Below are 23,078 nucleotides of genomic sequence, written 5' to 3'. Positions count from 1 at the left end.
CCACCCTTTGGTCTTCTCCGCAACCGGAAAAGCTGGTTGCGGAGAAGACCAAAGCGCGGTTGGGCTTCGCCCAGGCCGTACGGGGAACGAACCGAGGCCCTTCCTGTGCTTGGCAGCCCTTCGAAAAGCTCGGCCGGCCTGGTCGTTGGGTTACCTTGCTACGCCGAGGGTGGCCAGGGCGGCGACCAAGGGGGCCAGTTCGGGCAGTTCCGCCGCCTCCCGTAGTGCCCGCCCTAGCGACTCGTCATAGGTCGACCGTGCCCGCGCGAGGGCCTCCGTCCCCGCCTCGGTAACCCGAAGGTGGATACCCCGCCGATCGTCGTCCGACAACTCCCGGCGCACCAAACGTCGCCGTTCCAACCGGTTCACCAGTCGGGTCGTCGCCGACTGGCTCAGCACCACCGACTGCGCGAGCTGCGTCATCCGCAGCCGCTGACCGCCCCCCACCCCCTGTCGCGACAGCACGTCCAGCACCCCGTACTCGCTGACCGACAGCTGGTGCTCGCGTTGCAGATCGCGCTCCAGCACGTCCTCGATGCAGGCGTGCAGCGCGGCCAACGTGCGCCAACCCTGGGCTCTGGACTCGGGATCTTCGGGCTTCCTCACGGGCGGACCCTCCTGGCGGCAGGTCCCGCTTGCGGCCAAGTACTTGCATACGCCATCATGAGTCGCATGCAACAAGCCGCGTGCGGGACTTTTTCGGACGCCGGTAGCGTGCGTGTGACTAGGCTACGACACGCGCTTCGCGCTGTGAACCACCTGCACTGACACCCCTCGCACCGCGTCAGACGACCACGCCGGGGCGCCCGTCTCCCGCGTCCCGGCCAACGTGCCGAAGGATGGATCAACCATGTCCACGAGCTTGACCCCCAACGAGGAGCAGAGGGGCGAGGCCACCGGGTCCGCTCCACCGGGCGACGTGCGGTGGAGCGCACGACAATGGGTCCTGCTGGTCATCTTCAGCGGGGCGATCATGCTCGACGGGCTGGAGAACTCGATGATCGCCGTCGCGATCCCCGAGATCCAGAAGGCGTTCGGGGTCACCGCGGCGACCGCGCAGTGGGTGCCCGGCGCCTACATCCTCGCGTTCGGGGCGTTCCTCTTACTCGGCGGCCGCTGCGCCGACCTGTTCGGGCGCAAGCGGGTGTTCGTCATCGGCATGGCCGTGTTCGCCGTGATCTCGCTGCTCGGCGCGTTCGCCGACGACGCCTTCCTGATCATCCTGACCCGGTTCGTCAAGGGCGTGGCGGCGGGCTTCACCGCGCCGGCCGCGATGTCCCTGCTCACCACCACGTTCCAGGAAGGCGCGCAGCGCAACAAGGCGTTCGGCATCTTCAACGTCTTCGAAGCCTCCGGCTACTCCTCGGGCCTGCTGATCGGCGGCTTCCTGGCCGCGCTGAACTGGCGGTCCACCTTCGTCCTGCCGGCCGTGGTCGCCGCGGTGCTGATGGTGGGCGCGATGAAGTTCGTGCCGGCCGACCCGCCGCGCACCGAGCGCAGCAGGCTCGACGTCGGCGGTGCGCTGACCCTGTTGCTGGGCATGCTGATCCTGGTGTTCACCGTGGTCGAGGTGCCCGAGATCGGCTGGGCCAACGCCCGCACCATCGGCGGGTTCCTGGTCTCCGCCGCGCTGCTGGTCGCCTTCGTGCTCATCGAGCGCCGCACCCGTGAGCCGCTGATCCGCCTGGAGCTGTTCCGCAACCGCAACCTGGTCGCGGCGAACCTCAGCACCTTCCTGCTCTACGGCGGCGCGATGGCGTTCCAGTTCGTGCTCGCCCTGTACCTGCAGAACATGAACGGCTGGGAGCCGTGGCAGATGTCGTTCATCATCCTGCCCGGCACGGCGCTGACCATCCTCATCGGACCCAAGCTCGGCTGGCTGATGGACAAGTTCGGCGTCAACAAGGTCCTGGTCGTCGGCCTGGTCTCGTTCATCCCCTGCTACCTGCTGTTCCTGCGCATCGGCCCCGAGCCCGACCTGTGGGGCGTGCTGGTCCCGGTGGCGCTGATCTGGGGCCTGGGCTTCGCGCTCAGCCTCGCGGCGCTCATGGTGGCCGGCACCGCGGGCATCCGCGACGAGGACCAGGGCCTCGCCGCGGGTCTGCTCAACAGCTCGCTCCAGATCGGCGGCGCGTTCGGCCTCGCCGTGGTCACCGCGGTGATCCTGCCCGCCACGCAACTGGGTGACCTCTACCCCGGTATCTGGCTGATGGTGGGCTGCGCCGTGCTGACGCTGCTCGCGCACGGGCTGCGCAAGAGGGCCTGAGCGAGGTGTTGCCCGGCGAGCGGGCGGAGCCACCCCCCTCCGCCCGCTCGCCACTCCCCGACGGATGCGAACGGAGTCGGTGAATGACGGGTTTGTTCACGTCCCGGGAAGTCGCGACCGGCGATCTCTTCGCCGAGTTGCTGGACATGCTGGCCGCCGGCGCGCCGACGGACGCGTTCGAAGTGCTGTTGGACGACGACCGGCTCGACGACTTCGCCGGGTCCGTTCCCGACGTGAAAGCCGCGGTGTGGCGGGCGATGCGCGTCCACGTGCACATCCAGCGCGGGCGCAGCCGGGAGGCCGGCTTGGCCGCTTTGGTCGATGCCGCGAGGGAACTGGCCGCGCCGCACGAGTCCGTGGACACCCTGCTGCACGCCATCACGCGGCGGGCGCGGCAGTTGCTGCGCGTCGACATGGCCTACATCGCCCTGCTGGAGGAGGACCGCCGGCACAGCCGGGTGGTCGCCACCGACGGCCACACCTCCAGCCTCGGCGTCGGCCTGCGCCTGCCGGCCGACGGCATCGCGGCGCCCGCCCAGCCCGGCGGAGCGCCGTTCGCCACGCACAACCTCCTCACCGACGACCGGATCGTGCTGAGCCGGGAGTTCGAGGAGATGGCCCGCGCCGAAGACCTCCGCGCCGCGATCGCCGTCCCGCTGGGCGACCACGCGTCCTCGCGCGGAGTCCTTTATGTGGCGAGCCGGAAGGTCCGCCACTTCACCGCCGACGAACGGTCGTTGATCAGCTCCCTGGGCATCCTCGCCGGGCTGTACCTGGAGACCACGCACCTGCGGCTGGCCGCGGAAGCGCGCGCGGCGGAGCTGGAGGCGCGCCTGTCCCGGATGTCCACGACCGCGCGCGACCTGAACGAGTACCACGACCTGCAGACCGCGTTGCTGGACATCCTGTTCACCGAGGACGACCTGCACGCCACGGCGGCCACCGGCGCGCGGTGGTTGGGCGGCAACGTCTCCGTCTACGACGCGGACGGCGCGCTGCGCACCGCCGCGGGCGAGCCCGCCGACGTCGAGGACACCTCGGTGCTGGCCGCCGTGCCCGGCATCCGCTCCAGCGACCCCTTCCCGGTGGACCACCGGACGTGGCTGGTCCCGCTGTGCCGGCGGCAGGAGCACCTGGGCACGCTGGTGCTGCGCGGCCGGGGCGAGCTGACCGCGACCGAACGCGGCCGGCTGGACCTCGTGGCCCGCACGGTCGTGCTGATCCTGTGCCGGGACAGCCTCGCCCCGACCGGCGACGCCCGCGACCGGTGGCTGGAGGACGCGCTGGGCGACGAGCACCGCGCGCCGGACCGGCTGGCCGACCGGGCCCGCCGCATCGGCCTCGACCTGGCCAAGCCGTACGTGATCGTCGTGGCCCGGCCCGGACCGGACCTGGTGCGCCGCGCCGGGGCCTGGGCCGGCGGGTACGTCCAGCGGTCCGGCGGCCTGCGCGGCGCGCGGGACGGCCACCTGGTCCTGCTGTTGCCCGGCACGGACGCGAGCACCGCCGCCCGCGACGCCTCCGCGTCGCTGGAGTCCGCGCTGGGCGCACCGGTCCCCGTGGGCGCCGCCGGTCCCCTGCTGGGCACCGCGTCCCTGCACGAGGGCTACCGCGAGGCGGTGCGGTGCGTGGACGCCGTGGTCGCGCTGGGGGTCGCGGGTGGGGCGGCCTCGGCGCGCGACCTGGGGTTCGTGGGCGCGCTGGTGGCGGGCAACCGCGACGCGGCGGGGTTCATCGAGCAGGTCATCGGTCCGGTGATCGAGTACGACCGGGAGCGCTCCGCCGACCTGGTGCCGACCCTGCGCGCCTACTTCGACGAGGGCGGCAGCCCCACCTACGCGGCGGGCCGGCTGCACGTCCACACCAACACCGTCACCCGCCGCCTGGAGCGCGTCAAAGACCTCCTGGGACCGGATTGGCAGAAACCGGACCAGGCCCTGGAGATCCAGCTGGCCCTGCAACTCCTGCGGGTCCGCGAACTCCTCGAACACCGCCCCTGAACCCACGAAGGTGAGCACATGAGCGTCATCCCGGCCAGCCACCGCGACCTGCTGGAACGGCCGCTTTACACCCACCTGGCCACGATCCGGCCGGACGGGCGACCCCAGGTCAACCCGATGTGGTTCGCCTGGGACGGCGAGCACGTCCTGTTCACCAGCACCACCTTCCGCAAGAAGCACCGCAACGTCGCGCTGCACCCGGAGGTCGCGCTGTCGGTCAACGACCCCGAGCGCCCCACCCGCTACCTGGAGGTGCGCGGCGTGGTCGAGCGCATCGAGGACGACTCGCAGGGCAGGTTCTTCATCGAGATGGCCGCCCGCTACGGCATCCGCCTCGACGGGCCGCCGCGCGACGCGCCCTGGCGCGTCATCTACTACGTGAAGCCCACCTCGGTGAGCAAGCAGTAGTCCTCGGCACGTCCGCGGGGGCAGCGCGCCCCGCCCCCGCGGACGGTCGGTCGGCCTAGTGCCGGCGGGCCGCGCGGGAGCACGCTGCCGGGGTGGCGATGCACGAGCTACCGGGGGAACGCCTTGCGCGGCGCCGCGCGCCCGTCCAGCGGGCCGCCGCGCCGCGGGACGTGGTGACCACGTGGCAGCAGCTGATCGGGAACGCGTCCGTGACCAGGGCGTTGGGCGGTGTGCGGGTGCAGCGGCACATCGAGCACGTCGAGCAGGCCGCCGACCGCAGCATCGGCGACCTCGCGCCCGCCGACGCCACGCGGATGATCGCCGAGTTCGCGGCGGCGCCCGCGTCGTTGGCGCGGTTCGGGCCCCGGCGGTGCCTGTTGCACCTGTTGCGCGAGGTCGAGGCGGGTGGGCGGACGGTTTCGCGGGCCGAGCTGGACCGGCGCAGCGCCCGGTACGCGCCGCTGGTCGTGGTGCGGCCGGACGGGTACTGGGCGCGGGCGTTGACCGGTGAGGCGGTGCAGCGGGCGTTCCCGCCGGAGCGGATGGCGTCGCCGCCCTACGAGGTGGGGGCGTTCCACTACTCCAACAGCGGCGTCATCTACCGGGTGGACGAGGGCCTGGCCGCCGCCGGTCCCCCGGTCGCCGAGCTGGGGCTGGAGCACGACGTCGTCAACGCGGCCCTGGACGGGGCCGAGGACGCCGTGGTGGCGATGGCGCGCGGGTTGCGGGAGCTGATCACGCACCCGATCCGGACGATCGCCGGGTTGGCGAACCTGCCCGGCGCGGTGGCGCAGCTGATCGCCGACAGCCCGGAGTACTGGGCGCGGTTCCAGGCGCTGCCGTTGCCCGACCAGGTGCGCAAGGTGTCCGAGCTGGTGTCCACGCTGGTCCTGCTGTACGGGACGGCGGCGGGTTCGACCACCACCATCGCCGGTGCCGCCGCCGAGGTCGGGGACGTGACGGTGAACGTCCTGCGGTTGCAGGCGAACGGGACGCTGGCGGTGGCGCAGGCGACCGTGCCCGTGGGTGCCGTGGCGACCGCGATGGCCGGTGGGCCGGGTGCGATCTACGTGCTGTCCATGGCCAACAACGCGGCCGGCGGCGGTTCCGGTGGGTCTGGTGGTTCGGGCGGTTCGGGTGGCGGCTCGGCGAACCCGCCGGAGTTCCTCAAGGCCGTCAAGGACATGGACCGGGCGCAGGCGTCCCGACCGCTGACCGCGACCGAGCGGGGAGCGCTGGAGTGGAACGCCGAGCAGATCGCCACCAAGACCGCCCGCCCCACCGGGACCGGCGAGTACCCGTGGCAATCGCTGTGGAACCAGCTCCAACGCCCCCGCTGGCGCTTCCTGGACCAGGCCCCGGACGCGGCCCGCACCCTGCGCGACATGATCAACCGCCTGCCGCCGGCCGGCCGCGACCCGTCCCTCCCCGACCGCGCCGCCCTGCTCGCTCAACTGGAACGCTGGCTCAGCTCACCGTGACCACCCGCCGGCCGGCCGCGCCGGGGTCGTCCGGGTGATCGCGGAACCCGAGCCAGCGGTCGTGGGACGCGACGACGACGGCGGCCGCGGTGGTGGCCAACGCGGTCGCCAACTCGTCCACGAGCGCGACCGAGAGGTGGTTGGTCGGCTCGTCGAGCAGCACGACGTGCGGCTGCCCGGCCAGCACCAGCGCCAGGTCCACCCGCCGCCGCGCGCCCACGGACAGCTCCCCCACCGGTCGGGCGGCGTCCCCGCGGTCCAGCAGGCCCAGCTCGGCCAACGCCGGTCCGTCCACGCCGGCGCGGGCGAGCCGCTCCTCGTACAGCGACCCGGCCGTGCGCCGCGCCGGCAGGTCCGACTCCTGGCGCAACCACCCGATGCGCGCCGACCCCGCCCGCGCGACCCGCCCGGTGGTGGCCGGCAGCGCCCCCGCCAACACCGCCAGCAGCGAGGACTTCCCGGAGCCGTTCGGCCCGGCGACCACCACCCGGTCGCCGGACGACACCACCAGGTCCACCGGGCGCGCGAACCGCCCCGCCACCGTCACGCCCTCGGCCCGCAGCAGCTCGACCCCGTCCAACGCGGGCAGCTCCGGCATGGCGAACCGGCCGGGCGGCGCCGGCACCTCCACGACGTGCGCGGCCAGCTCCTCCTGCCGCCGGTGCACGGCCCGCACCAGGCCGGGCGCACGCGTGGCCCGGGTGTGCCGCCCGTGGCCCTTGCCCGGCCGCCAACTGTCCCGCAACCGGTTCCGCGCCGCCGTGAGGTCGTCTGCCAACCGCTCCCGCTCGGCGACCTGCACGGCGTGGGCGGCCTCCCAGCGGGCACGTTCGGCGGCCCGCCCGGACACGTACCCGGCGTAACCGCCGCCGTAGACCCGCGGGCGGCCGTCGCTGGAGGGGTCGAGGTCGAGCACGGACGTGGCGACGTCCGCCACCAGCCCCCGGTCGTGGCTGACCAGCACCACCACCCCGGGGAACGCCCGCAACCGCTCGGTGAGGTGGTCGAGCCCGGACGCGTCGAGGTGGTTGGTCGGCTCGTCGAGCAGCAACACCTGGTGCCCGGCGCCCAACAGGCACGCCAACCGCACCCGGTGCCGCTGCCCGACCGACAGGGTCCCCAACGGCCGGTCCCGGTCCGCCACGGCGCTCAACGCGGCCAACGACACCTCGACGCGCCGGTCGGCGTCCCACGCGTCGAGCGCCTCAACCTCCGCCAACGCCTCCGCGTAGGTCTCCTCCGCGCCCGGCACGTCCTCGGCCAGGGCCTCCCCCGCACGCTCCAGGTCCGCGAGCGCGCGCCGGACGCCGGCCAGTTCGAGATCGATCAACGCGCCCACGGTGGCCGTGGGGCCCAGCGGGATCTGCTGGTCGGCGACCCCCACCGATCCCGCGCACCGCACCTCACCGCGGTCGGCGGGCAATTGCCCGGCCAGCACCCGCAACAACGTGGTCTTGCCCCGCCCGTTCTCCCCGACCACGGCGACCCGCTCGCCGGCGGCGGCGACGAGATCGACCCCGGCAAGCACGGGCCGCCCGCCGTACGAGACGTGGACGCCCGACATCCGGACGTGGGCGGCGCGCACCCGGGCAACATGAGACGACGACATGAAGGAACTGCCTCCAACGAGAAGTGATGCAACGACGAAGAACGGCACCGCGGACCGCGGCGCCGGTGGAGGCGTCGTCTCTCAGAGGAAGAACAGGTGCTGCATCACCACCAAGGTAACGCAGACCGCCGCCGCCTTCACCCGGGTTTCCCCGGCGGTCGCCAAAAGTCCAAGCCCGCGCCCCGCAACTCCATTGCCGTCCGCGCCCACCCCGGTGGACCCTGCTCGAAACCCGACCCGCTCACCCACGCCGTCCGTCCACAGTGGACACAACTGGGCAACGCATGGAGCGACGCATGACACCCCTGCACAGACTGCGGAACGCGGCCGTGGCCGCCGTCGTGGTGACCACCGCCGTGGCACCCACCGCTCAGGCCGCCACCTACACCGTCACCTACGGCTCCACCGGCTCGTACGCGCACCCGACCGACACCCCCGCGAGCACGTTCATCGACAAGGACGGCACGTTCTACTTCCAGCAGTCCGCCTCCCTGTACGGCGCGACGCAACCCCGCTACTGGGCGTTCTTCACCGGCGCCAACTTCGACACCGCGACCCGGTCCCCCATCAGCGACGCGGTGAACCCCGCCAACGGCAACGACAAGAACAACGACACCACCTGGCGGTGCAACAACAGCCCGACCGGCCTGGAGTCCACCTACGCGCCCGCCGGGTCCGGGTACTCGCAGCGCAACTTCTGCGTGCTGGTCGGCGTGTGGGTCGATCCGGACACCGGCCACTGGTACGGCTTGGTGCACAACGAGTTCACGCCGCAGCCGTTCGGCGACGGCCTGCACTACGACGCCATCGACTACGCCGTCTCCACCGACCAGGGCCGGACGTGGACCATCCGCGACCACGTCATCACCTCGCCGTACAGCACCAAACGCGGCGACACCACGGCGTTCCCGCACCAGACCTACCACTACGGCGCGGGCGACCAGCGGCTGTTCGTGGACACCGCGTCGGGCTACTTCTACGTCTTCTACGGCTCGCGCATCGTGGACAAGGGTGGTAGCTGGCGCGCGTTCTACGGGCACGTCGCCCGCGCGCCGATCGCGTCGAAGATGGCGCCCGGGTCGTGGCAGAAGTGGTACAACGGCTCGTGGTCGCAGCCCGGTGTGGGCGGCCGGGAGAGCACGATGGTGCCGACCGCCACCAACCCGAACGGGTACGTCCCGACCTCCGCCGAGTACAACCCGCTCAACACCGGCACGTCCAGCGAGCAGATCGCGGCCGGGAAGATGCCGCCGACCTCGCCGCTGTTCGTCATGAACATCGCCTACAACGCCCACCTCGGCCTCTACATCGGCACCCCGCAGGCGGTGGACCAGTCCGGCAACGCGCCGCAGGAGGTCTACGCCACCGCCGACCTCACCACCCAGAAGTGGACGCTGATCGGCGATTCGGGCAGCTACCGCAACGCCTCCTGGTACCGCTGGTTCCTCGACAGCGCCAGCAAGACCGGCTCGATGATCGTCGGCAAGGACTACCGCTCGTACTGCTCGATCGCGTGCGCCAACTCCGACGGCCAGTACGCCAACACGACCATCACGTCCAGCACGGGCGAACCGGTCCTGTTCGACCCGGCGCGGACTTACACGATCGGCACCTCGGGCCGCGTCCTGTCCCAGGTCGCCGGCAGCTCGGCCACGACATCCGGCGCGGCGACCGGCGCGGCGGCGGAGACCTGGCGCTTCACCGCCAACGGCGACGGCTCCTACCGCATCGCCAACGCCGCCACGGGCCACCTCCTGGGCGTCGGCGCCACCTCGACGTCCACCCGGGCGTGGGGCACGAAGCCGACCGCGACGGCCGGCAGCACGCCGACGGTGGGCCAACAGTGGTTCGTCATCCGCAGCGGCACGACACACCGCCTGGTCAACCGCTACAGCGGCCTGGTCCTGGCCCTCTCCGCCGACACGACCCGGGCAGCGGAGACAACCCCGGCCCGCTTCTGGACCAACACGACGGGCAACCCGATCGGCGGCTCGCGCACGGCGGCGGAACAAACCCTGACCATCACGCCGAGCGGAACAGCGGACCCGTCCCTGAACGGCACCCGAACCGTCACGACCTCGGGCAAGGCCCTCGACAACCCAGGCTCCTCGACGACGAGTGGCACACAGCTCATCACCTGGACCCCGAACGGCGGGGCCAACCAGCGGTGGCTGTTCACGCAGCAGGCGGACGGCACGTACACCATCGTGAACACGGCCTCGAACCTGTGCGTGGACGACTACGCGAGCGCGACCACTCCGGGGACGAAGGTCATCCAGTGGACCTGCACCGGCGGGACCAACCAGCGCTGGCGCGCGACGAAGCTGGCCAGCGGACTCTACACGTTGACCAACGTCCACTCTGGACTGTTGCTGACCACGGCGTCCACGGCCAATGGCGCTTTGGTGACACAGGAGGTCAACAGCGGGTCGGCCCTACAGCAGTGGTCGATCAGCTAGCCAACCCAACCGGCACACTTCCGCGCGGAGCGCAACGTTCGCCGCGCTCCGCGCGGCCCGCCGCGCAGCGGCGTGCTTTTGGTCCGGGCTCCCAGCCACAAGGGGCCTTCGTGTTCCCCACCGTATGACCTGCCCGAAGGGCTACCACAGATTTCCCCGGGTGACGCCGAAAGTTTTGCGAGGAACGAGCAAAAGTTTTAGCGGCACCCGGGGAAATCTGTGGTTGGCTCCGCCAGGTCATGCGGTGGGGAACACGCAGGACCTTCCCCCCACTGGAGGCCTCCCGGCCGCTTTTATCTTTAGAGCGCTTCGCGCGTGCGCGAAGCGCTCTAAAGCGCGAAGCGCGTTCATCCCTAGTCAGCGCGGAGCGCGTCCTGCTAGGACCCGCGAAGCGAGGGCTTGAGAGCGTCAGCGTGAAGTTCAAAGATCAAAAGAGCCTCGCCGGCGGGCAGGCCGCCGGGGAGGAAAAGCAAAAGAGGGGGCTTTTCCGTCCTCCCCGTATGGCCTGGCGGAGCCAACCACAGATTTGCCTGGGTGCCGCTAAAATTTTTGCTCGTTCCTCACAAAAATTTCGGCTGCACCCAGGCAAATCTGTGGTAGCCCTTCGGGCAGGCCATACGGGGAGGACGGAAAAGCCCAAAAGCGGGGGCGCTGCGCGCCCGAAAAGCGGAAGGCGCGCGCTGCGGTTGCTGGTCAGGGTTTCAGCCTTGCTGCTCGGGCTTCCAGGTGGCGCTGTTCGGCGATGCTCGCCGTGGCCTTCGCCGCCAAGCGGTAGTGCTCGTAGGCCGCCGTCAGGTCTCCTGTCTTCTCCAGCATGTGCGCCCGTGTGGCGAGGAGTCGGTGGTGGTCGGTCATTCGGGGGTCAGCGTCCAAAGTGGACAATACGGCCAGGCCGGCTTCCGGGCCGGACTTCTCCGCCAGTGCGATCGCTCGGTTCAGGGTGACCATCGGGTTGGGGGCTATCCGTTCCAGGATCAGGTAGAGCGCGTGCACCTGGGCCCAGTTGGTCTCGTTGGCGGTGGGGGCGTCGGCGTGGGTGGCGGCGATGGCGGCTTGCAGTTGGTACGGGCCCAGGGTCGGGCCGGCCAGGGAGGTCTTGGCCAGGGTCGTTCCCTCGTCGATCAGTCGGCGGTCCCACCTGGTCCGGTCCTGGTCGGCCAAGGGCACCAAGTCGCCGGTTTCCGTTGTCCGGGCGTCTCGGCGTGCGTGGGTGAGCAGCATCAGGGCCAGCAGGCCGGTCACCTCCGGGTCGTCCGGGAGTTGGGTGTGGGCGAGTCTTGCCAGGCGGATCGCCTCTGCGGCCAGGTCGGCTCGGTGCAGGCCGTCGCCGGAGGTCGCCGTGTAGCCCTCGTTGAAGATCAGGTACAGGACGTGCAGGACCACCCGTAGGCGGTCCTCTCGCTCCGGCTGTGCCTCCGGGAGGCGGAATTCGCTGCCGGCCGCCCTGATGCGTTGCTTCGCCCGGCTGATGCGGGCGGCCATCGTCGCTTCCGGGACCAGGAAGGCCCGGGCGATCTCGGCGGTGGTCAGGCCGCCTACCGCGCGCAGCGTCAGGGCCACCTGGGAGGCCGCCGTCAGGGCCGGGTGGCAGCACAGGAACAGCAGCAGGAGGGTGTCGTCGGTGTCCGGGACGTCGCCGGGCGGCACCTCGGCGGCCGTGGCCGACTCCCGTTCGCGTCGGGCGTGGTCGCTGCGGACCTGGTCGACCAAGCGCCTCGACGCGACGGTCACCAGCCAGCCGCGCGGGTTGTCCGGCACCCCTTCCACCGGCCATTGCAGCGTCGCCGCCAGCACGGCCTCCTGCACGGCGTCCTCGCAGCCCTCGAAACGGCCGTGTCGCCGGGCGAGCGTGTCGAGGACCTGCGGCGCCAGGGTGCGCAGCAGGTCCTCCACGTCGGGAGCGGTCATGCGTCCAGGGGGCCGGCTTCGAACATCACCTGGCGGACCTCGACGCCCAGGCCCTCGACGCGGGTGTCGGGGATCCGCGCGGCCAGCTCGATCGCGCGGGCCTTGTCCTCGCAGTCGATCAGGTAGAAGCCGCCGAGGAACTCCTTGGCCTCGGCGAACGGCCCGTCGGTCACCACCGGCTGACCGTTGCGCACGGACACCACGACCGCCTGCGACGGGTCGGCCAGCGCCTGCGTGGTGATCAGCTCGCCGGACTCCCGCAACGCCTCGATGAACCGGCCGTGCCCCTCGCCGATGGCCGCCTTCTCCTCGTCGGTCAGCGCGTCCAGGACGGCGGGATTGATGTGCAGGCTGATCAGGAACTTCATCTGGTGCTCCTCGTGCTTCCGGACCCTGTCACGCGTTGGTCGGAGCCGCCGCCGCGTTCTTGACACGGCGATGTCGAATTCTCCGCCGCCGCTCCGACCGCCCGGTGGAACGTCCGAGAGAACAGGAGTTCGGGATGCGGGTCAACCGGGCGTGGCTGGGGCTGGCCGTCCTCATGCTGCCCACCTTGCTCGTGGCGATGGACCTGACGGCGCTGCTGCTCGCGCTGCCGGCGCTGGCCGCCGACCTGGGCGCGACCGGGGTGGAACAGCTGTGGATCAGCGACGGGTACGGGTTCGTGGTGGCCGGCCTGGTCATCACGATGGGCACGGTGGGCGACCGGGTCGGCCGCCGCCGGCTGCTGCTGACGGGCGCGGCGGCGTTCGCGGTGCTGTCGGTGGTGGCCGCGTTCGCGACGAGTCCGCCGGTGCTGATCGTCGCGCGTGCGTTGCTGGGTGTCGCCGGGGCGACGCTCGCGCCGTCCACCCTGGCGTTGATCATGAACATGTTCCCCGACGAGCGGGCGCGGGGCCGGGCCATCGCGATCTGGGCGACGTGCCAGTTCACCGGGGGTGCGCTGGGGCCGGTGCTGGCCGGGTTCCTGCTCCAGCGCTTCTGGTGGGGGTCGGTGTTCCTGCTCGCCGTGCCCGCGATGGCGGTGCTGCTGGCGGCCGGGCCGGTGTTGCTGCCGGAGTTCCGGGGCGCGACCGGCCGGCTGGACCTCCCGAGCGTGATGTTGTCGCTGGTCGCGGTGCTGCTCGTGGTCTACGGGACCAAGCAGTTGACGGTCGGGGGCGCGCCGGTGGTGCCCGGGGTGGCGCTGCTGGTCGGCGCGGCGACCGGTGCGTTGTTCGTCCGCCGGCAGTTCCGCCTGGACGCGCCCCTGCTCGACCTGCGCCTGCTGCGCAACCGGCCGTTCGCGGCGGTGCTGGTCGGGCTGGTGACCGCTGGGATCGCGATGGCCGGCACGGGCCTCATGGTGACCCAGTACTTGCAGAGCGTGCTCGGCCACTCACCGTTCGCGTCGGCGGTGCTGTTCGCACCGATGGGCCTGGGCGTGGCGATCGGCACCATCACCGCACCCGCGCTGGCCCGACGGGTGCCGCCGAGCACGGCGATCGCCGGCGGCCTGGTGGTCTCGGCGCTCGGCGGTGTCGTGCTCGGCACCACGACGTCCCTGGTGCCCGTGATCGTCGGCACCACCGTGCTGGCCCTGGGCACCGGCCCGCTGTTCGCGCTGGGCACCGGGCTGGTCATGGCTTCGGTCCCGCCGTCCCGCGCGGGCTCGGCGGCGTCCATGTCGGAGACCGGCAACTACTTCGGCGGCTCGCTCGGCTTCGCCCTGCTCGGCCTCGTGGCCACAGCGGTGTACCAGTCCCGGATGGACGGCACGTCCGACTCCCTGGCCGGCGCGGTCGCCGCCGCCCGGCACCTACCCGCGGCTCAGGCCGCCGACCTGGTGCACGAAGCGCAAGCCGCGTTCACCACGGCCGTGCACGTGACGGGCTTCGCGAGCGCGGCTCTCCTGGCCGCGACCGCCGCCCTGTTCGTCACTCGGCGACCATCTGCCAGCCGTTGCCCGGAGCCGGCACGTCGAGGCTGACCTGCGCCCGCAGGTCGCCCGGATCCGCGGGTCCGTCCACCACCAGGGCCCCCAGCCCCGCCACCAACACCGCGGCAGCGAACGCGAGGGCGGGCCCGCGGCTCCTGGCACCCCGGCCGCGAACACCGGAGAACCCCGTCAACGCCACCGCATCGCCATAGGTAGCCATCACCACTCCACCTCCTCCGTTCTGGTGGAGGGATACCCGGTGCGACGCCGGCCGAACGACTCAATTTCCGAGGTTCACCGTGACGGGTGCGCGGGACGCGTGGACCCCGGCCCGTCGCGGGCCGGGGTCCACAGTGGACTTCCGGTCAGAAGCCGGCGGTGTTGAGCAGCACCTCGTGAATGCCGTCGGGGTCGGTGGAGGTGGTCCAGTTCGACGTGCCGGCGGCCTGGAGGGCGGACTTCACCGCGGCGGGCGAGGCCGTCGGGTGGGTCGCCTTGTAGAGCGCCGCCGCGCCGGCGACGTGCGGGCTGGCCATCGACGTGCCCGAGATGGTGTTGTAGCCGCCGCCCTTCCAGGTGGACAGGATGCAGACGCCCGGCGCGATCAGGTCGACGTCCGCGCCGTGGTTGGAGAAGTCGGCGAACGTGTCGTCCACGTCCGCGCGGCAGGTGGACGCCGCGCCGCCGCCCGGCTGGCCGTTGAAGTCGGCCAGGGCGGAGACGGTGATGACCTCGTCGTACGCGGCGGGCACGAACGTGGCCGAGTCGGCGGCGCTGTTGCCGGCGGCCACGACGTAGGTCACGCCGGCGGCGACGGAACGGCAGATCGCCTCGTGCATGGCGTCGCGGTTGGAGCCGCAGGCGCTGTCGGCGCCCGAGCCGCCCAGGCTCATGTTGGCGACCTCGATCTCGTTCGCGTGCGCGGTGACGAAGTCGATGCCGCAGACGATGTCGGAGAACGAGCCGCTGCCCTTGTTGTTCAACACGCGGACCGGCCACACGCGGGCGCCCGGCGCGACGCCGACGACCCCGTTGGCGTCGTCCTTCGCGCCGATGGTGCCGGCGACGTGGGTGCCGTGGCCGTTGCCGTCGTCCGCGGAACGCCCGCTGGAGCAGTTCTTCGCGCCGGCGGTGTGGACGTTGAGGTCCGGGTGGTCGAGGTCGATGCCGGTGTCGATGACGGCCACGTCCACGTCCACCCGCTCGTCCACGCCGTCGATGCGCGCGGTCGGGCTGACCTCGGCGTCCACGCGGTCGATGCCGGTGGGCACGGTCTGGGCGGCGGTCGTGGCCACGCCGTCGCGCTGCACGAGCGCGACCCGCGGGTCACGGGCCAGGCGGGCGGCGGTGGCCGGGGTCATGCGCGCGGCGTAGCCGCGGACCGCCGACTCGTAGCGGTGGGTGACCGCGACGGCGGGGTCGGCGGTGAACGCGGACAGGGCCGCGCCGTCCTGGAGCAGGACGACGTAGGACTCGGCCCCGGCGGCGGAGGCGGGTGCGGGGAGGATCGCGGCGGCCAGCAGGGCCGCGAACAGGGTTGTGCCCGGGAGCTTTCGCATGGCTCTCCTCAAGCGGCGGCGTGCAGGGAGCCACGATGGTCGCACCCGATCAGGCGAGGAGACGTTCGTCCGGTCGGGTGTAACCGTTGACGAGGGCGGCGAAATGCGTGAACACGCGGTCACCCGCGGTCGGGGTCCTCGCCCACCGCGTAGTCGGCCACGCCGATGCTGCCGGTCGGGTTGGCCTCGGGGTGGGTGGAGCCGGTGTCCGAGCGGCCCGGCGGGGTGTCCCGGTCCAGCGGCCCGTCGGCCTGCTCGTCCAGGGACGCGCGGCTCGCGGCGTCGTACTCGCGGTCGCGGTCGTCCTGCGGTGCGGTCATGGTGGGACTCCCTCCGTGGTGCGCCCGGGTTACCCGGTCGGGAGGTTTTCCCACCCCGGGCCCGGGTAGCCGACCGCAATGGACGACGCCTTCCCCATCCGGGACTACGACCACCTCGCGGTCGGCGACCTGCGCCACCGCATCCGGTCGCTGACGGCCGAAGACCTCCGGGTCGTGCTGGAGCACGAACGCGCCCACGCCCACCGCACGGCGGTCGTCGAAGCCCTGACGGCCCGCCTGTCCGAGGTCGAGGGCGGCGCGGAACCCGCCGGCGGCGACCAGCGCGCCACCCCGCCCGCCGACAGCGCCCGCCGCGCACCGGAAGTCTCCCCGGCGCACTCACCGGACCCGAACACGCCGCTGCGGCACGGCGTCGCCGGCCAGACCCCCGCACGCGGACGCTGACGCCACAGCCACCCGCCCGGCGCGAGGACGCCCTCGCGCCGGGCGGTGAGTCCACTGTGGATCACTCCAGCGCCTGCCTGGCGCGGGCGTAACCGAGGTGCAGCCAGTCGGACCCCGCGACGGCGCTCAACACCGTCACGACGACACCCGTGGTGCGCGGCGCGAGGACGAGACCGGCCGTCAGCACCCCCGCCACCCACACCCCCGCGCAGAACGGGCACGTGACCAGCTCGCCCACGGCGTGCCGGACCCCGTCCCCGCGCACCGACTCGTTGACCTCGCCCAACCCCGCCGGCTCCTCGTAGCGCGTGAACGGCGCGCGCAGCGCGGCGGTCACCGACGCCTTGGTCAGCAACCGGCTCGCCTTGTGCGTCGCCACCGACAACAGCACCACGTCGGCGACGCGGACCCGTTCGGGCGGCCGGACCCCGCGCCGCCGTCCCACCAGCACCGCGCCACCGGCGAGCGCGGCGTAGGAGGCCAGCGAGACGAGGTACCCGCCGAGCGGACGTCCCTCCCCGGCGGCGTGGGCGGCGCGGATCCGTCGGAACGGTGCGGTGAGAGCCATGCACGCAGAGTTGCCGGGTCCGGTCCGGCGAAACCCGTTCCGCCCGAACCGGTCAAGACCGGGCTAACCCGCCTCCCCGGGTGAGCGATACTCCATCAGGGGTCTCTTCCCGAGGAGACGAACCATGAGCGCCAAACGCTTTCTCACCGCACTCACCGCCGCCGCACTCACCGCCGCGATGGCGACACCCGCCGTCACCGCGGCCCACCCCGGCCGGCACGGTCCGCTCGACGGCCACCTGCTCGGACCGGGCGCGTGGGGCGACCTGCGACTGCTGGGCAAGGCGGACCTGACCGACACCGACGACCTGATCGCCGACGTGGCGATCGACCCCCGCTCCACCCACGCCTACCTGGCGAACTGGGGCGAACCCACCTGTGACGCCAACCGCGAGGACGGCGACCCGGACGCCGGCGCGTACGTCGTCGACATCACCGACCTGGCCAACCCGCGCCGGATCGGGTTCATCCCCCACTCCCAGGACAGCCGGCCCGGCGAGGGCATGCAGGCGGTCCCCGTCAGCACCAGGTTCTACAACGGCACCATGCTCGTGATGAACAACGAGCACTGCGGCAAGAACGGCAAGGGCGGTGTCTCGCTGTACGACGTGAGCAACCCGGCCAAGCCCGTCAAGCTCTCCGAGCACTTCGGCGACCGCGCCAACCTCTCGCTCGGCGACAGCAACGACATCCACAGCGCGTTCGCCTGGGACACCGGCGCGAGCGCCTACGTCGTGGTGACCGACAACTTCGAGTCCGGCGGCCCGGACGTGGACATCCTCGACATCACCAACCCGCGCCGCCCGCGGCTGATCCACGAGATCGACGTCAACGCCTCGTACCCGCAGCTCACCCAGCCGCAACTGGGCCTGACCCAGGTATTCCTGCACGACATGACCGTCAAGCGGGTCAACGGGCACTGGGTGCTCCTGCTGTCCTACTGGGACGGCGGCTACATCCAGTTCAACGTCGACGACCCGACGCGGCCGACGCTGATCGGCGACACCGACTTCACCTTCCCCGACCCGCAGGTGCTGGAGTCCACCGGGCAGGTCCGCACCCCCGAGGGCAACGGCCACCAGGCCGAGTTCACCTCCGACGACGAGTACTTCCTCGGCACCGACGAGGACTTCACCCCGTACGGCGCGACGGACTTCGCGATCTCGACCGGCACCTCCGCCGGACCGCACCCGTCGGTCCCGGTGCCCGGTTCCGCGCCGATCGTGGTGCTGTCCGACGAGGTGCTCGACGGGCCCGTGGTGTACGGCGGCTACGGCTGCCCGGACTCCGCGGCGGTGCCGACGCCGGGCTCGATCCCGGGTTACGAGGCGTCGTTGCAGCCCGGCGAGGAGAAGATCGTCGTCCTGCAACGCGGGCCGGCCGGCGACCCGAGCGCGCCCGAACCGGCGTGCTTCCCCGGCCAGAAGGCGCACGAGGCCGTGCACGCCGGGTGGGACGCGGTCGTGGTCGTCCAGCGGCACGGCGGTCCGGAGAACCCGCCGTACTGCGGCTCGGGCGGGTTCGAGGAGCTGGTGGTCGCCGTGTGCACCAGCCACGAGGCCTACCACCGGATGTTCGGCACCCCGGTGAGCACCACCTACCCCGACGGCCCGGCGATCGGCACCGTCGGTGAACGGGTCCGCGCGACCGCGGCCTTCGACGGCTGGGGCTACGTGCACCTGTTCGCCAACCGGCTCGACGCCGCCGGCAGGTTCCCCGAGCTGGACACCTACGCCATCGAGGAGGGCATGCGGGAGGCGCGGGCCGTCGGGTTCGGCGACCTGACCGTGCACGAGGTGGCGACCGACCCGAACCACACGCGGCGGGCGTACCTGTCCTACTACTCGGGCGGCATGCGCGCGCTGGAGATCATGTGCACCGGCCCGGACAGCTGCGAACTGGTCGAGACCGGCGGCTACCTGTCCCCGACCGGCAACGACTTCTGGGGCGTCGAGGCGTTCACCCGGGACGGGACGACGTACGTGGCCGGCAGCGACCGCGACGACGGCCTGTACCTGTTCTCGACGACGCGGTAGGCGTCGGACCGGCCCGGGGTCCGTTCCCGGGCCGGTCTCGCCGGTCAGTGGTGGTAGGCGTGCACCACGGCGTGGCCGCTGCCCCGGGCGATGAGCCACTTGTTCACCGGCAGGGTCACCACGAAGGCCACGGCGAACGCGAACGCCAGCGCGCCCCAGAACAGCAGGCTGGCCAGACCGGCGTCCATCGCACCCGGCACGACCAGCATCACGCCGTTGTCCACCACCTCCATGACGATGATCGACACGGTGTCGGCGGCGAGCGCGACCTTGAGCGCCTGGCGGAAGCCGACACCGGCCTTGAGCACGCCGCGCATGGTCAGGGCGTAGCCGAAGACGAACGCGAGGGCCACCGCGAGGGCGATGGTGGGCAGGTTGCCCCACCCGAGGGCCGTGCCGATCACCATGCCGAGGACCTCGCCGATCGCGCAGCCGGTCAGGCAGTGCAGGGTCGCCGACGCGGCCATCCCCCAACCGACAGGTCCGACATTCCCTTTGTGACCGCCGTGGTGGCCTTCGTGGCCGTGGTGCGCTGCGTGGTCGTGCGAGTCCTGCATGGCTCTCCCCTAATCCATACCCCGTGGGGGTAATACCCGAGGAACGCTAACATTCTCCCACCGCGCCGCGAACACGTCTGTGTGATCAACCACAGCCGACCGGCCGGTCACCACTATCAGTCATCGTAGGTTGTGTATCTTGGGTCGCGTGTCCGTCCTCGTCCGCAGCCGGGTCCCGCACTGGGTCCTGGTGTGGACGGTCGTGTTCGCGGTCGTCGGCATGCACCACCTCGGCACGCAACAGCCACCCGCACACGCCACCACGACGGCCGTCGCCACCTGCTGCGCGCACGACGCGCCGCAGGAACACGAGCACGACACCCTCCACCTGTGCCTGGCGGTCCTCGGGGCCGCGCTGGCCCTGGCCGCACTGGCCCTGGCCGCGATCCGGAAGACCGCCGAACGCGCCGGCACGCCCCTCACCCGCGCCGTCCACCAACCGCCCGGGCCACGCGGCACGCCCGCATTGCTGGCTACCCTCTGCGTCCTCCGGCTGTGAGCAGCTCGTCCACACAGGACAGGACGACACATCACCACTCACAGAGGACACCATGACCAGCAAGAACCTGGTCGGGACGGCGCTGGCCGCCCTGACCGCCGGCGTCGTGCTCGCCGGCTGCGGCGGCTCCGACTCCGGCAGCCACGGCACGACGCACACCACGACCACCACCGCCGGCACCACGGCGAGCGCGTCCACCGAGCGCAACGACGCCGACATCGCGTTCGCCCAGGGGATGGTCCCGCACCACGAAGGCGCGATCGAGATGTCCGGGCTCGCCCGGGGCCGGACGACCAACCCGAAGGTGCTCGACCTGGCCGCCCGCATCGAGCGGGCCCAGGACCCGGAGATCAAGACCATGACCGCGTGGCTGACCGCCTGGGGCGCGGCCCCGACCGGCGAGCACGACGGTCACGGCACGTCCATGCCGGGCATGATGAGCCACGAGGAGATGGAGAAGCTCAAGCAGGCCAAGGACGCCGACTTCGACAAGCTCTTCCTCGAAGGCATGGTCAAGCACCACCAGGGCGCGATCGACATGGCCAACACCGAGCTCCGGCAGGGTGTCAACGCCGAGGCCAAGAAGCTGGCCCAGCAGATCATCGAGGCCCAGCAGAAGGAGATCGACGAGATGAACGCCCTCCTGAGGGGCTGATCCCCGACCCCGCACCACGCCGGACGCCACGGCGTGGTGCGGGGTTCAGGCGAGCTCCGCCCGCAGGGCCTCCAGCACGTCGGCGAGCCGCACCGACGCCGGGTCCAGCCGCCACCGGTCGTCCCCGAGCGGCTCGAACCCCAGCCGCTCGACCGCTCCGAGGTCCCCCGCGCGCCACACCACGGGCCGTCCCGCGCCCAGGTAGTCGATCGCCATCCCCACGACGAGCGGTTCGAGACCGCGCTCCCGCCACTGCGCCTTGAACCGCAGGGCGTCCACGACCAGCCCCTCCGGCGACGTCCGCAGGACCACGTAACCGATCGTCTCGACGGTGTCGCCGTGCTCGTCCACGTGGTCCACGCTCACGAACCACTGCCGCGGACAGGCCGGCTCCTCGACCGGGGCGACCCGCTGACCGCTCTCGTACCGGACGACCAGCGCGCCGCCCCGCAGACCCTTCATGCCCACTCCCGTGCTGGTGCCGGACAAGACGTCGCCCCGGCTCCCGCGCGGGGGAACCGGGGCGACCACGTGCGCTTCAGGCCCGCGAGACCGCGTAACCGGCGCCTTCGACCGCGGCGGTGATGGCGGCTTCGTCGGCCGAGCCGGCGACGGAGAGCCTGCCGCCGTTGAGATCGACCTTGACGTCGGTCACGCCGGCCACGCCCTGGACCACGCCGGTGACCCTGGCCGCGCAGCCGCCGCAGGTCATGCCCTTGACCACGAAGTCGACGCCGGGGTTCTCGTTGCTCATCTGACATCCTCCGTCTCATACCCTCAGGGGGTATCTACAAGCGACACTAACACACCCGTGCCCGGGTGGGATCAGCCGACCAGCGCCACGTCGGCCCTCTTGCGACCCAGCGTGACCGCGGCCAGCACCGCCCCACCGAGCGCGACCACACCCGCCGCGACGAACGCGGCCGAGTAACCCCCGGTCAGCGCCACCGCGTCACCGAGCCGGTCGCCGCCCCGGGAGTTGGCCACGGCCGTCATCGCGGCCAGGCCGAGCGCCGATCCGACCTGGTAGGTGGTGTTGACGATGCCCGACGCCAGGCCGCCCTGCTCGGGCGCGACGCCGCCGATGGCCGCCATGGTGGCCGGGATGAACACCAGCGCCATGCCCACCGCCGAGATCAACGAACCGGGCAGGACGTCGGCGACGAAGCTGCCGCCCGGGTCCGCCGTGGCCAGCACGCCCAGCCCCAGGGCGAGCACGCCCAACCCGGCGACGACCAGCGGCTTGGTGCCGAACCGCCCGATCAGGCGACCACTGGTGGTCGTCATGAGGACCATCATGAGCGCCGTCATCGGCAGCAGCGCCGCACCGCTCGCGAACGCCCCGAACCCGAGCACTTGCTGGACGTACAGGTTGAGGAAGTACCACATCGGGATCCACGCCGCGCCCAGCAGCAGCATCGCCAGGTTGGCGGCGGCGAGGTCGGGCGTGCGCCAGACCCCGAGCGGCATCAACGGGTTGCGGACGACGCGCTGGAGCAGGGCGAACGCGACGAGCAGCACGGCCGCGCCGGCCAGCGAGAGCAGCGTGGCGGCCGAGGTCCAGCCGCGCTCGGGAGCCTGGACGATCGCGTAGACGGCCAACGCGAGCCCACCGGTCACCGCGATCGCGCCCCCGACGTCCAACCCACCGGGCCGTCCGGGCACGGTAGGCAGCAGCTTGGGCGTCAACGCCAAGGTGAGCAGCCCGATCGGGACGTAGATGACGAACACCCACGGCCAGGTCAGCCACTCGGTGATCACACCACCGAGGAACACCCCCGCGGTGCCACCGGCAGGTGCCGCAGCGCCGTAGAACGCCAAAGCCTTCGGCAACTCCTTGGGCTGCCCCGCGAACAACACCATCAACAACGTCATAGCGGCAGGCGCAAGCAACGCCGCCCCCACACCCTGCACGGCACGCCCGACAACCTCGGTCCCGGCGCCACCCGCGGCAGCGGCCACAACAGACCCAACCGTGAGGACGCCCCAGCCCGCCGCGAACACCCTGCGAGCGCCCCAAAGATCCGACAACCGACCGCCGAGCAGGAGAAGCCCTCCCAAAGCGACGGCATAGGCGTTGAACACCCACTGCAAACCACTGGGCGTGAAACCGAGCTGAGCCTGCATGTCCGGCAACGCCACGGCGATGATCGAAGTGTCCATGATGACCATGAACTGAGCGGCGGCAAGCACCCCAAGTGCCCACCACCGACGCGGATCGGGAGTCATCTCTCCTCCTTCAACATACCCCCAGGGGGTACCTACGGCGCAGGACCGTAACATACCCCCCAGGGGTATACAACCCCGACGACGGCGATCCCTTCAACGGGCTGCCAAGCCACAGGAAGGGCCTCGGTTCGTTCCCCGTACGGCCTGGGCGCAGCCCAACCGCGCTTCGCTCCTTCTCGCAACCAGCTTTTCCGGTTGCGAG

General features: G+C 71.7%; 22 protein-coding genes. 10 read left to right on the top strand and 12 right to left on the bottom strand.

Annotated elements, in window-relative coordinates:
* Positions 1–150: 150 nt before the first annotated feature.
* Complete coding sequence (locus AB0A74_RS37715; protein ID WP_358257271.1) at positions 151–606, bottom strand: MarR family transcriptional regulator; 456 nt, start codon at positions 604–606, stop codon at positions 151–153.
* A 244-nt stretch (positions 607–850) separates the two neighbouring features.
* Between AB0A74_RS37715 and AB0A74_RS37710 the strand changes: the two genes are divergently transcribed.
* The 4 genes from AB0A74_RS37710 (at position 851) to AB0A74_RS37695 (ending at position 6,155) form a co-directional block, all read left to right on the top strand.
* On the top strand, positions 851–2,266 hold the full coding sequence (locus tag AB0A74_RS37710) for an MFS transporter (protein ID WP_358257270.1): 1,416 nt from the start codon (positions 851–853) through the stop codon (positions 2,264–2,266).
* A gap of 83 nt (positions 2,267–2,349) precedes the next feature.
* On the top strand, positions 2,350–4,266 hold the full coding sequence (locus AB0A74_RS37705) for a helix-turn-helix domain-containing protein (protein WP_358257269.1): 1,917 nt from the start codon (positions 2,350–2,352) through the stop codon (positions 4,264–4,266).
* A gap of 18 nt (positions 4,267–4,284) precedes the next feature.
* Complete coding sequence (locus AB0A74_RS37700) at positions 4,285–4,674, top strand: PPOX class F420-dependent oxidoreductase (RefSeq protein ID WP_343938350.1); 390 nt, start codon at positions 4,285–4,287, stop codon at positions 4,672–4,674.
* A gap of 92 nt (positions 4,675–4,766) precedes the next feature.
* Positions 4,767–6,155 carry a hypothetical protein gene (locus AB0A74_RS37695; protein ID WP_358257266.1) on the top strand — a complete coding sequence of 463 codons (1,389 nt, stop codon included), beginning with the start codon at positions 4,767–4,769 and terminating at the stop codon, positions 6,153–6,155.
* Here the strand turns inward: AB0A74_RS37695 and AB0A74_RS37690 are convergent.
* Positions 6,142–7,764 (bottom strand): ATP-binding cassette domain-containing protein, encoded by a 1,623-nt coding sequence (locus AB0A74_RS37690; protein ID WP_358257265.1) that lies wholly within the window; start codon positions 7,762–7,764, stop codon positions 6,142–6,144. The two genes, AB0A74_RS37695 and AB0A74_RS37690, sit on opposite strands and share 14 nt — an antisense overlap.
* A gap of 296 nt (positions 7,765–8,060) precedes the next feature.
* On the opposite strand from AB0A74_RS37690, the gene AB0A74_RS37685 reads away from it, so the two are divergent.
* Entirely contained in the window at positions 8,061–10,223 is a 2,163-nt protein-coding gene (locus AB0A74_RS37685) for an RICIN domain-containing protein (protein WP_358257263.1), read from the top strand.
* Between the two features lie 693 nt (positions 10,224–10,916).
* Here AB0A74_RS37685 and AB0A74_RS37680 read toward each other — a convergent pair.
* A complete protein-coding gene (locus AB0A74_RS37680; RefSeq protein ID WP_358257261.1) occupies positions 10,917–12,131 on the bottom strand; it encodes a DUF6596 domain-containing protein in 1,215 nt (404 codons plus the stop codon).
* A complete protein-coding gene (locus tag AB0A74_RS37675; RefSeq protein WP_358257259.1) occupies positions 12,128–12,499 on the bottom strand; it encodes a YciI family protein in 372 nt (123 codons plus the stop codon). The genes AB0A74_RS37680 and AB0A74_RS37675 overlap by 4 nt, the downstream gene beginning before the upstream one ends.
* A 134-nt stretch (positions 12,500–12,633) precedes the next feature.
* Between AB0A74_RS37675 and AB0A74_RS37670 the strand changes: the two genes are divergently transcribed.
* The gene (locus AB0A74_RS37670) at positions 12,634–14,100 is read left to right on the top strand and encodes an MFS transporter (protein WP_358257257.1); all 1,467 of its coding nucleotides are present in this window, start codon (positions 12,634–12,636) and stop codon (positions 14,098–14,100) included.
* On the opposite strand, the gene AB0A74_RS37665 is transcribed toward AB0A74_RS37670, so the two are convergent.
* The 3 genes from AB0A74_RS37665 to AB0A74_RS37655 all read right to left on the bottom strand — a co-directional run bounded on the left by AB0A74_RS37665 (position 14,048) and on the right by AB0A74_RS37655 (position 15,928).
* The gene (locus AB0A74_RS37665; RefSeq protein ID WP_358257255.1) at positions 14,048–14,269 is read right to left on the bottom strand and encodes a hypothetical protein; all 222 of its coding nucleotides are present in this window, start codon (positions 14,267–14,269) and stop codon (positions 14,048–14,050) included. The genes AB0A74_RS37670 and AB0A74_RS37665 overlap by 53 nt on opposite strands.
* A 145-nt stretch (positions 14,270–14,414) precedes the next feature.
* Entirely contained in the window at positions 14,415–15,608 is a 1,194-nt protein-coding gene (locus AB0A74_RS37660; RefSeq protein ID WP_358257253.1) for a S8 family peptidase, read from the bottom strand.
* 119 nt (positions 15,609–15,727) lie between these two features.
* Positions 15,728–15,928: a hypothetical protein gene (locus AB0A74_RS37655; RefSeq protein ID WP_358257251.1), complete on the bottom strand. Its 201-nt coding sequence runs from the start codon at positions 15,926–15,928 to the stop codon at positions 15,728–15,730.
* A gap of 78 nt (positions 15,929–16,006) precedes the next feature.
* Between AB0A74_RS37655 and AB0A74_RS37650 the strand changes: the two genes are divergently transcribed.
* A complete protein-coding gene (locus tag AB0A74_RS37650; protein ID WP_358257249.1) occupies positions 16,007–16,333 on the top strand; it encodes a hypothetical protein in 327 nt (108 codons plus the stop codon).
* 61 nt (positions 16,334–16,394) lie between these two features.
* On the opposite strand, the gene AB0A74_RS37645 is transcribed toward AB0A74_RS37650, so the two are convergent.
* Positions 16,395–16,901, bottom strand: a complete 507-nt coding sequence (locus AB0A74_RS37645) for a DUF1360 domain-containing protein (protein WP_358257247.1) — start codon at positions 16,899–16,901, stop codon at positions 16,395–16,397.
* Positions 16,902–17,025: 124 nt separating this feature from the next.
* Between AB0A74_RS37645 and AB0A74_RS37640 the strand changes: the two genes are divergently transcribed.
* Positions 17,026–18,936 carry a hypothetical protein gene (locus tag AB0A74_RS37640; protein ID WP_358257245.1) on the top strand — a complete coding sequence of 637 codons (1,911 nt, stop codon included), beginning with the start codon at positions 17,026–17,028 and terminating at the stop codon, positions 18,934–18,936.
* A 44-nt stretch (positions 18,937–18,980) separates the two neighbouring features.
* Here AB0A74_RS37640 and AB0A74_RS37635 read toward each other — a convergent pair whose 3' ends face one another.
* On the bottom strand, positions 18,981–19,403 hold the full coding sequence (locus AB0A74_RS37635; RefSeq protein WP_358257243.1) for a DUF4396 domain-containing protein: 423 nt from the start codon (positions 19,401–19,403) through the stop codon (positions 18,981–18,983).
* 238 nt (positions 19,404–19,641) lie between these two features.
* Here AB0A74_RS37635 and AB0A74_RS37630 point away from each other — a divergent pair, with 238 nt between their 5' ends.
* Complete coding sequence (locus tag AB0A74_RS37630) at positions 19,642–19,992, top strand: hypothetical protein (protein ID WP_358257241.1); 351 nt, start codon at positions 19,642–19,644, stop codon at positions 19,990–19,992.
* 52 nt (positions 19,993–20,044) lie between these two features.
* Positions 20,045–20,647, top strand: coding sequence for a DUF305 domain-containing protein (locus tag AB0A74_RS37625; protein WP_358257239.1), 603 nt, complete (start codon positions 20,045–20,047; stop codon positions 20,645–20,647).
* A gap of 45 nt (positions 20,648–20,692) precedes the next feature.
* Here the strand turns inward: AB0A74_RS37625 and AB0A74_RS37620 are convergent, their stop codons facing one another.
* The 3 genes from AB0A74_RS37620 to AB0A74_RS37610 form a co-directional block, all read right to left on the bottom strand.
* Entirely contained in the window at positions 20,693–21,109 is a 417-nt protein-coding gene (locus AB0A74_RS37620; RefSeq protein WP_358257238.1) for a hypothetical protein, read from the bottom strand.
* A gap of 76 nt (positions 21,110–21,185) precedes the next feature.
* Complete coding sequence (locus AB0A74_RS37615; RefSeq protein ID WP_358257236.1) at positions 21,186–21,401, bottom strand: heavy-metal-associated domain-containing protein; 216 nt, start codon at positions 21,399–21,401, stop codon at positions 21,186–21,188.
* 71 nt (positions 21,402–21,472) lie between these two features.
* Positions 21,473–22,876 (bottom strand): MFS transporter, encoded by a 1,404-nt coding sequence (locus AB0A74_RS37610; RefSeq protein WP_358257234.1) that lies wholly within the window; start codon positions 22,874–22,876, stop codon positions 21,473–21,475.
* Positions 22,877–23,078: the final 202 nt, after the last annotated feature.

Source organism: Saccharothrix sp. NPDC042600, from assembly GCF_040647305.1.
GTDB classification, from domain to species: domain Bacteria; phylum Actinomycetota; class Actinomycetes; order Mycobacteriales; family Pseudonocardiaceae; genus Actinosynnema; species Actinosynnema mutabilis.
This window is presented reverse-complemented; position numbering and strand designations above follow the sequence as displayed.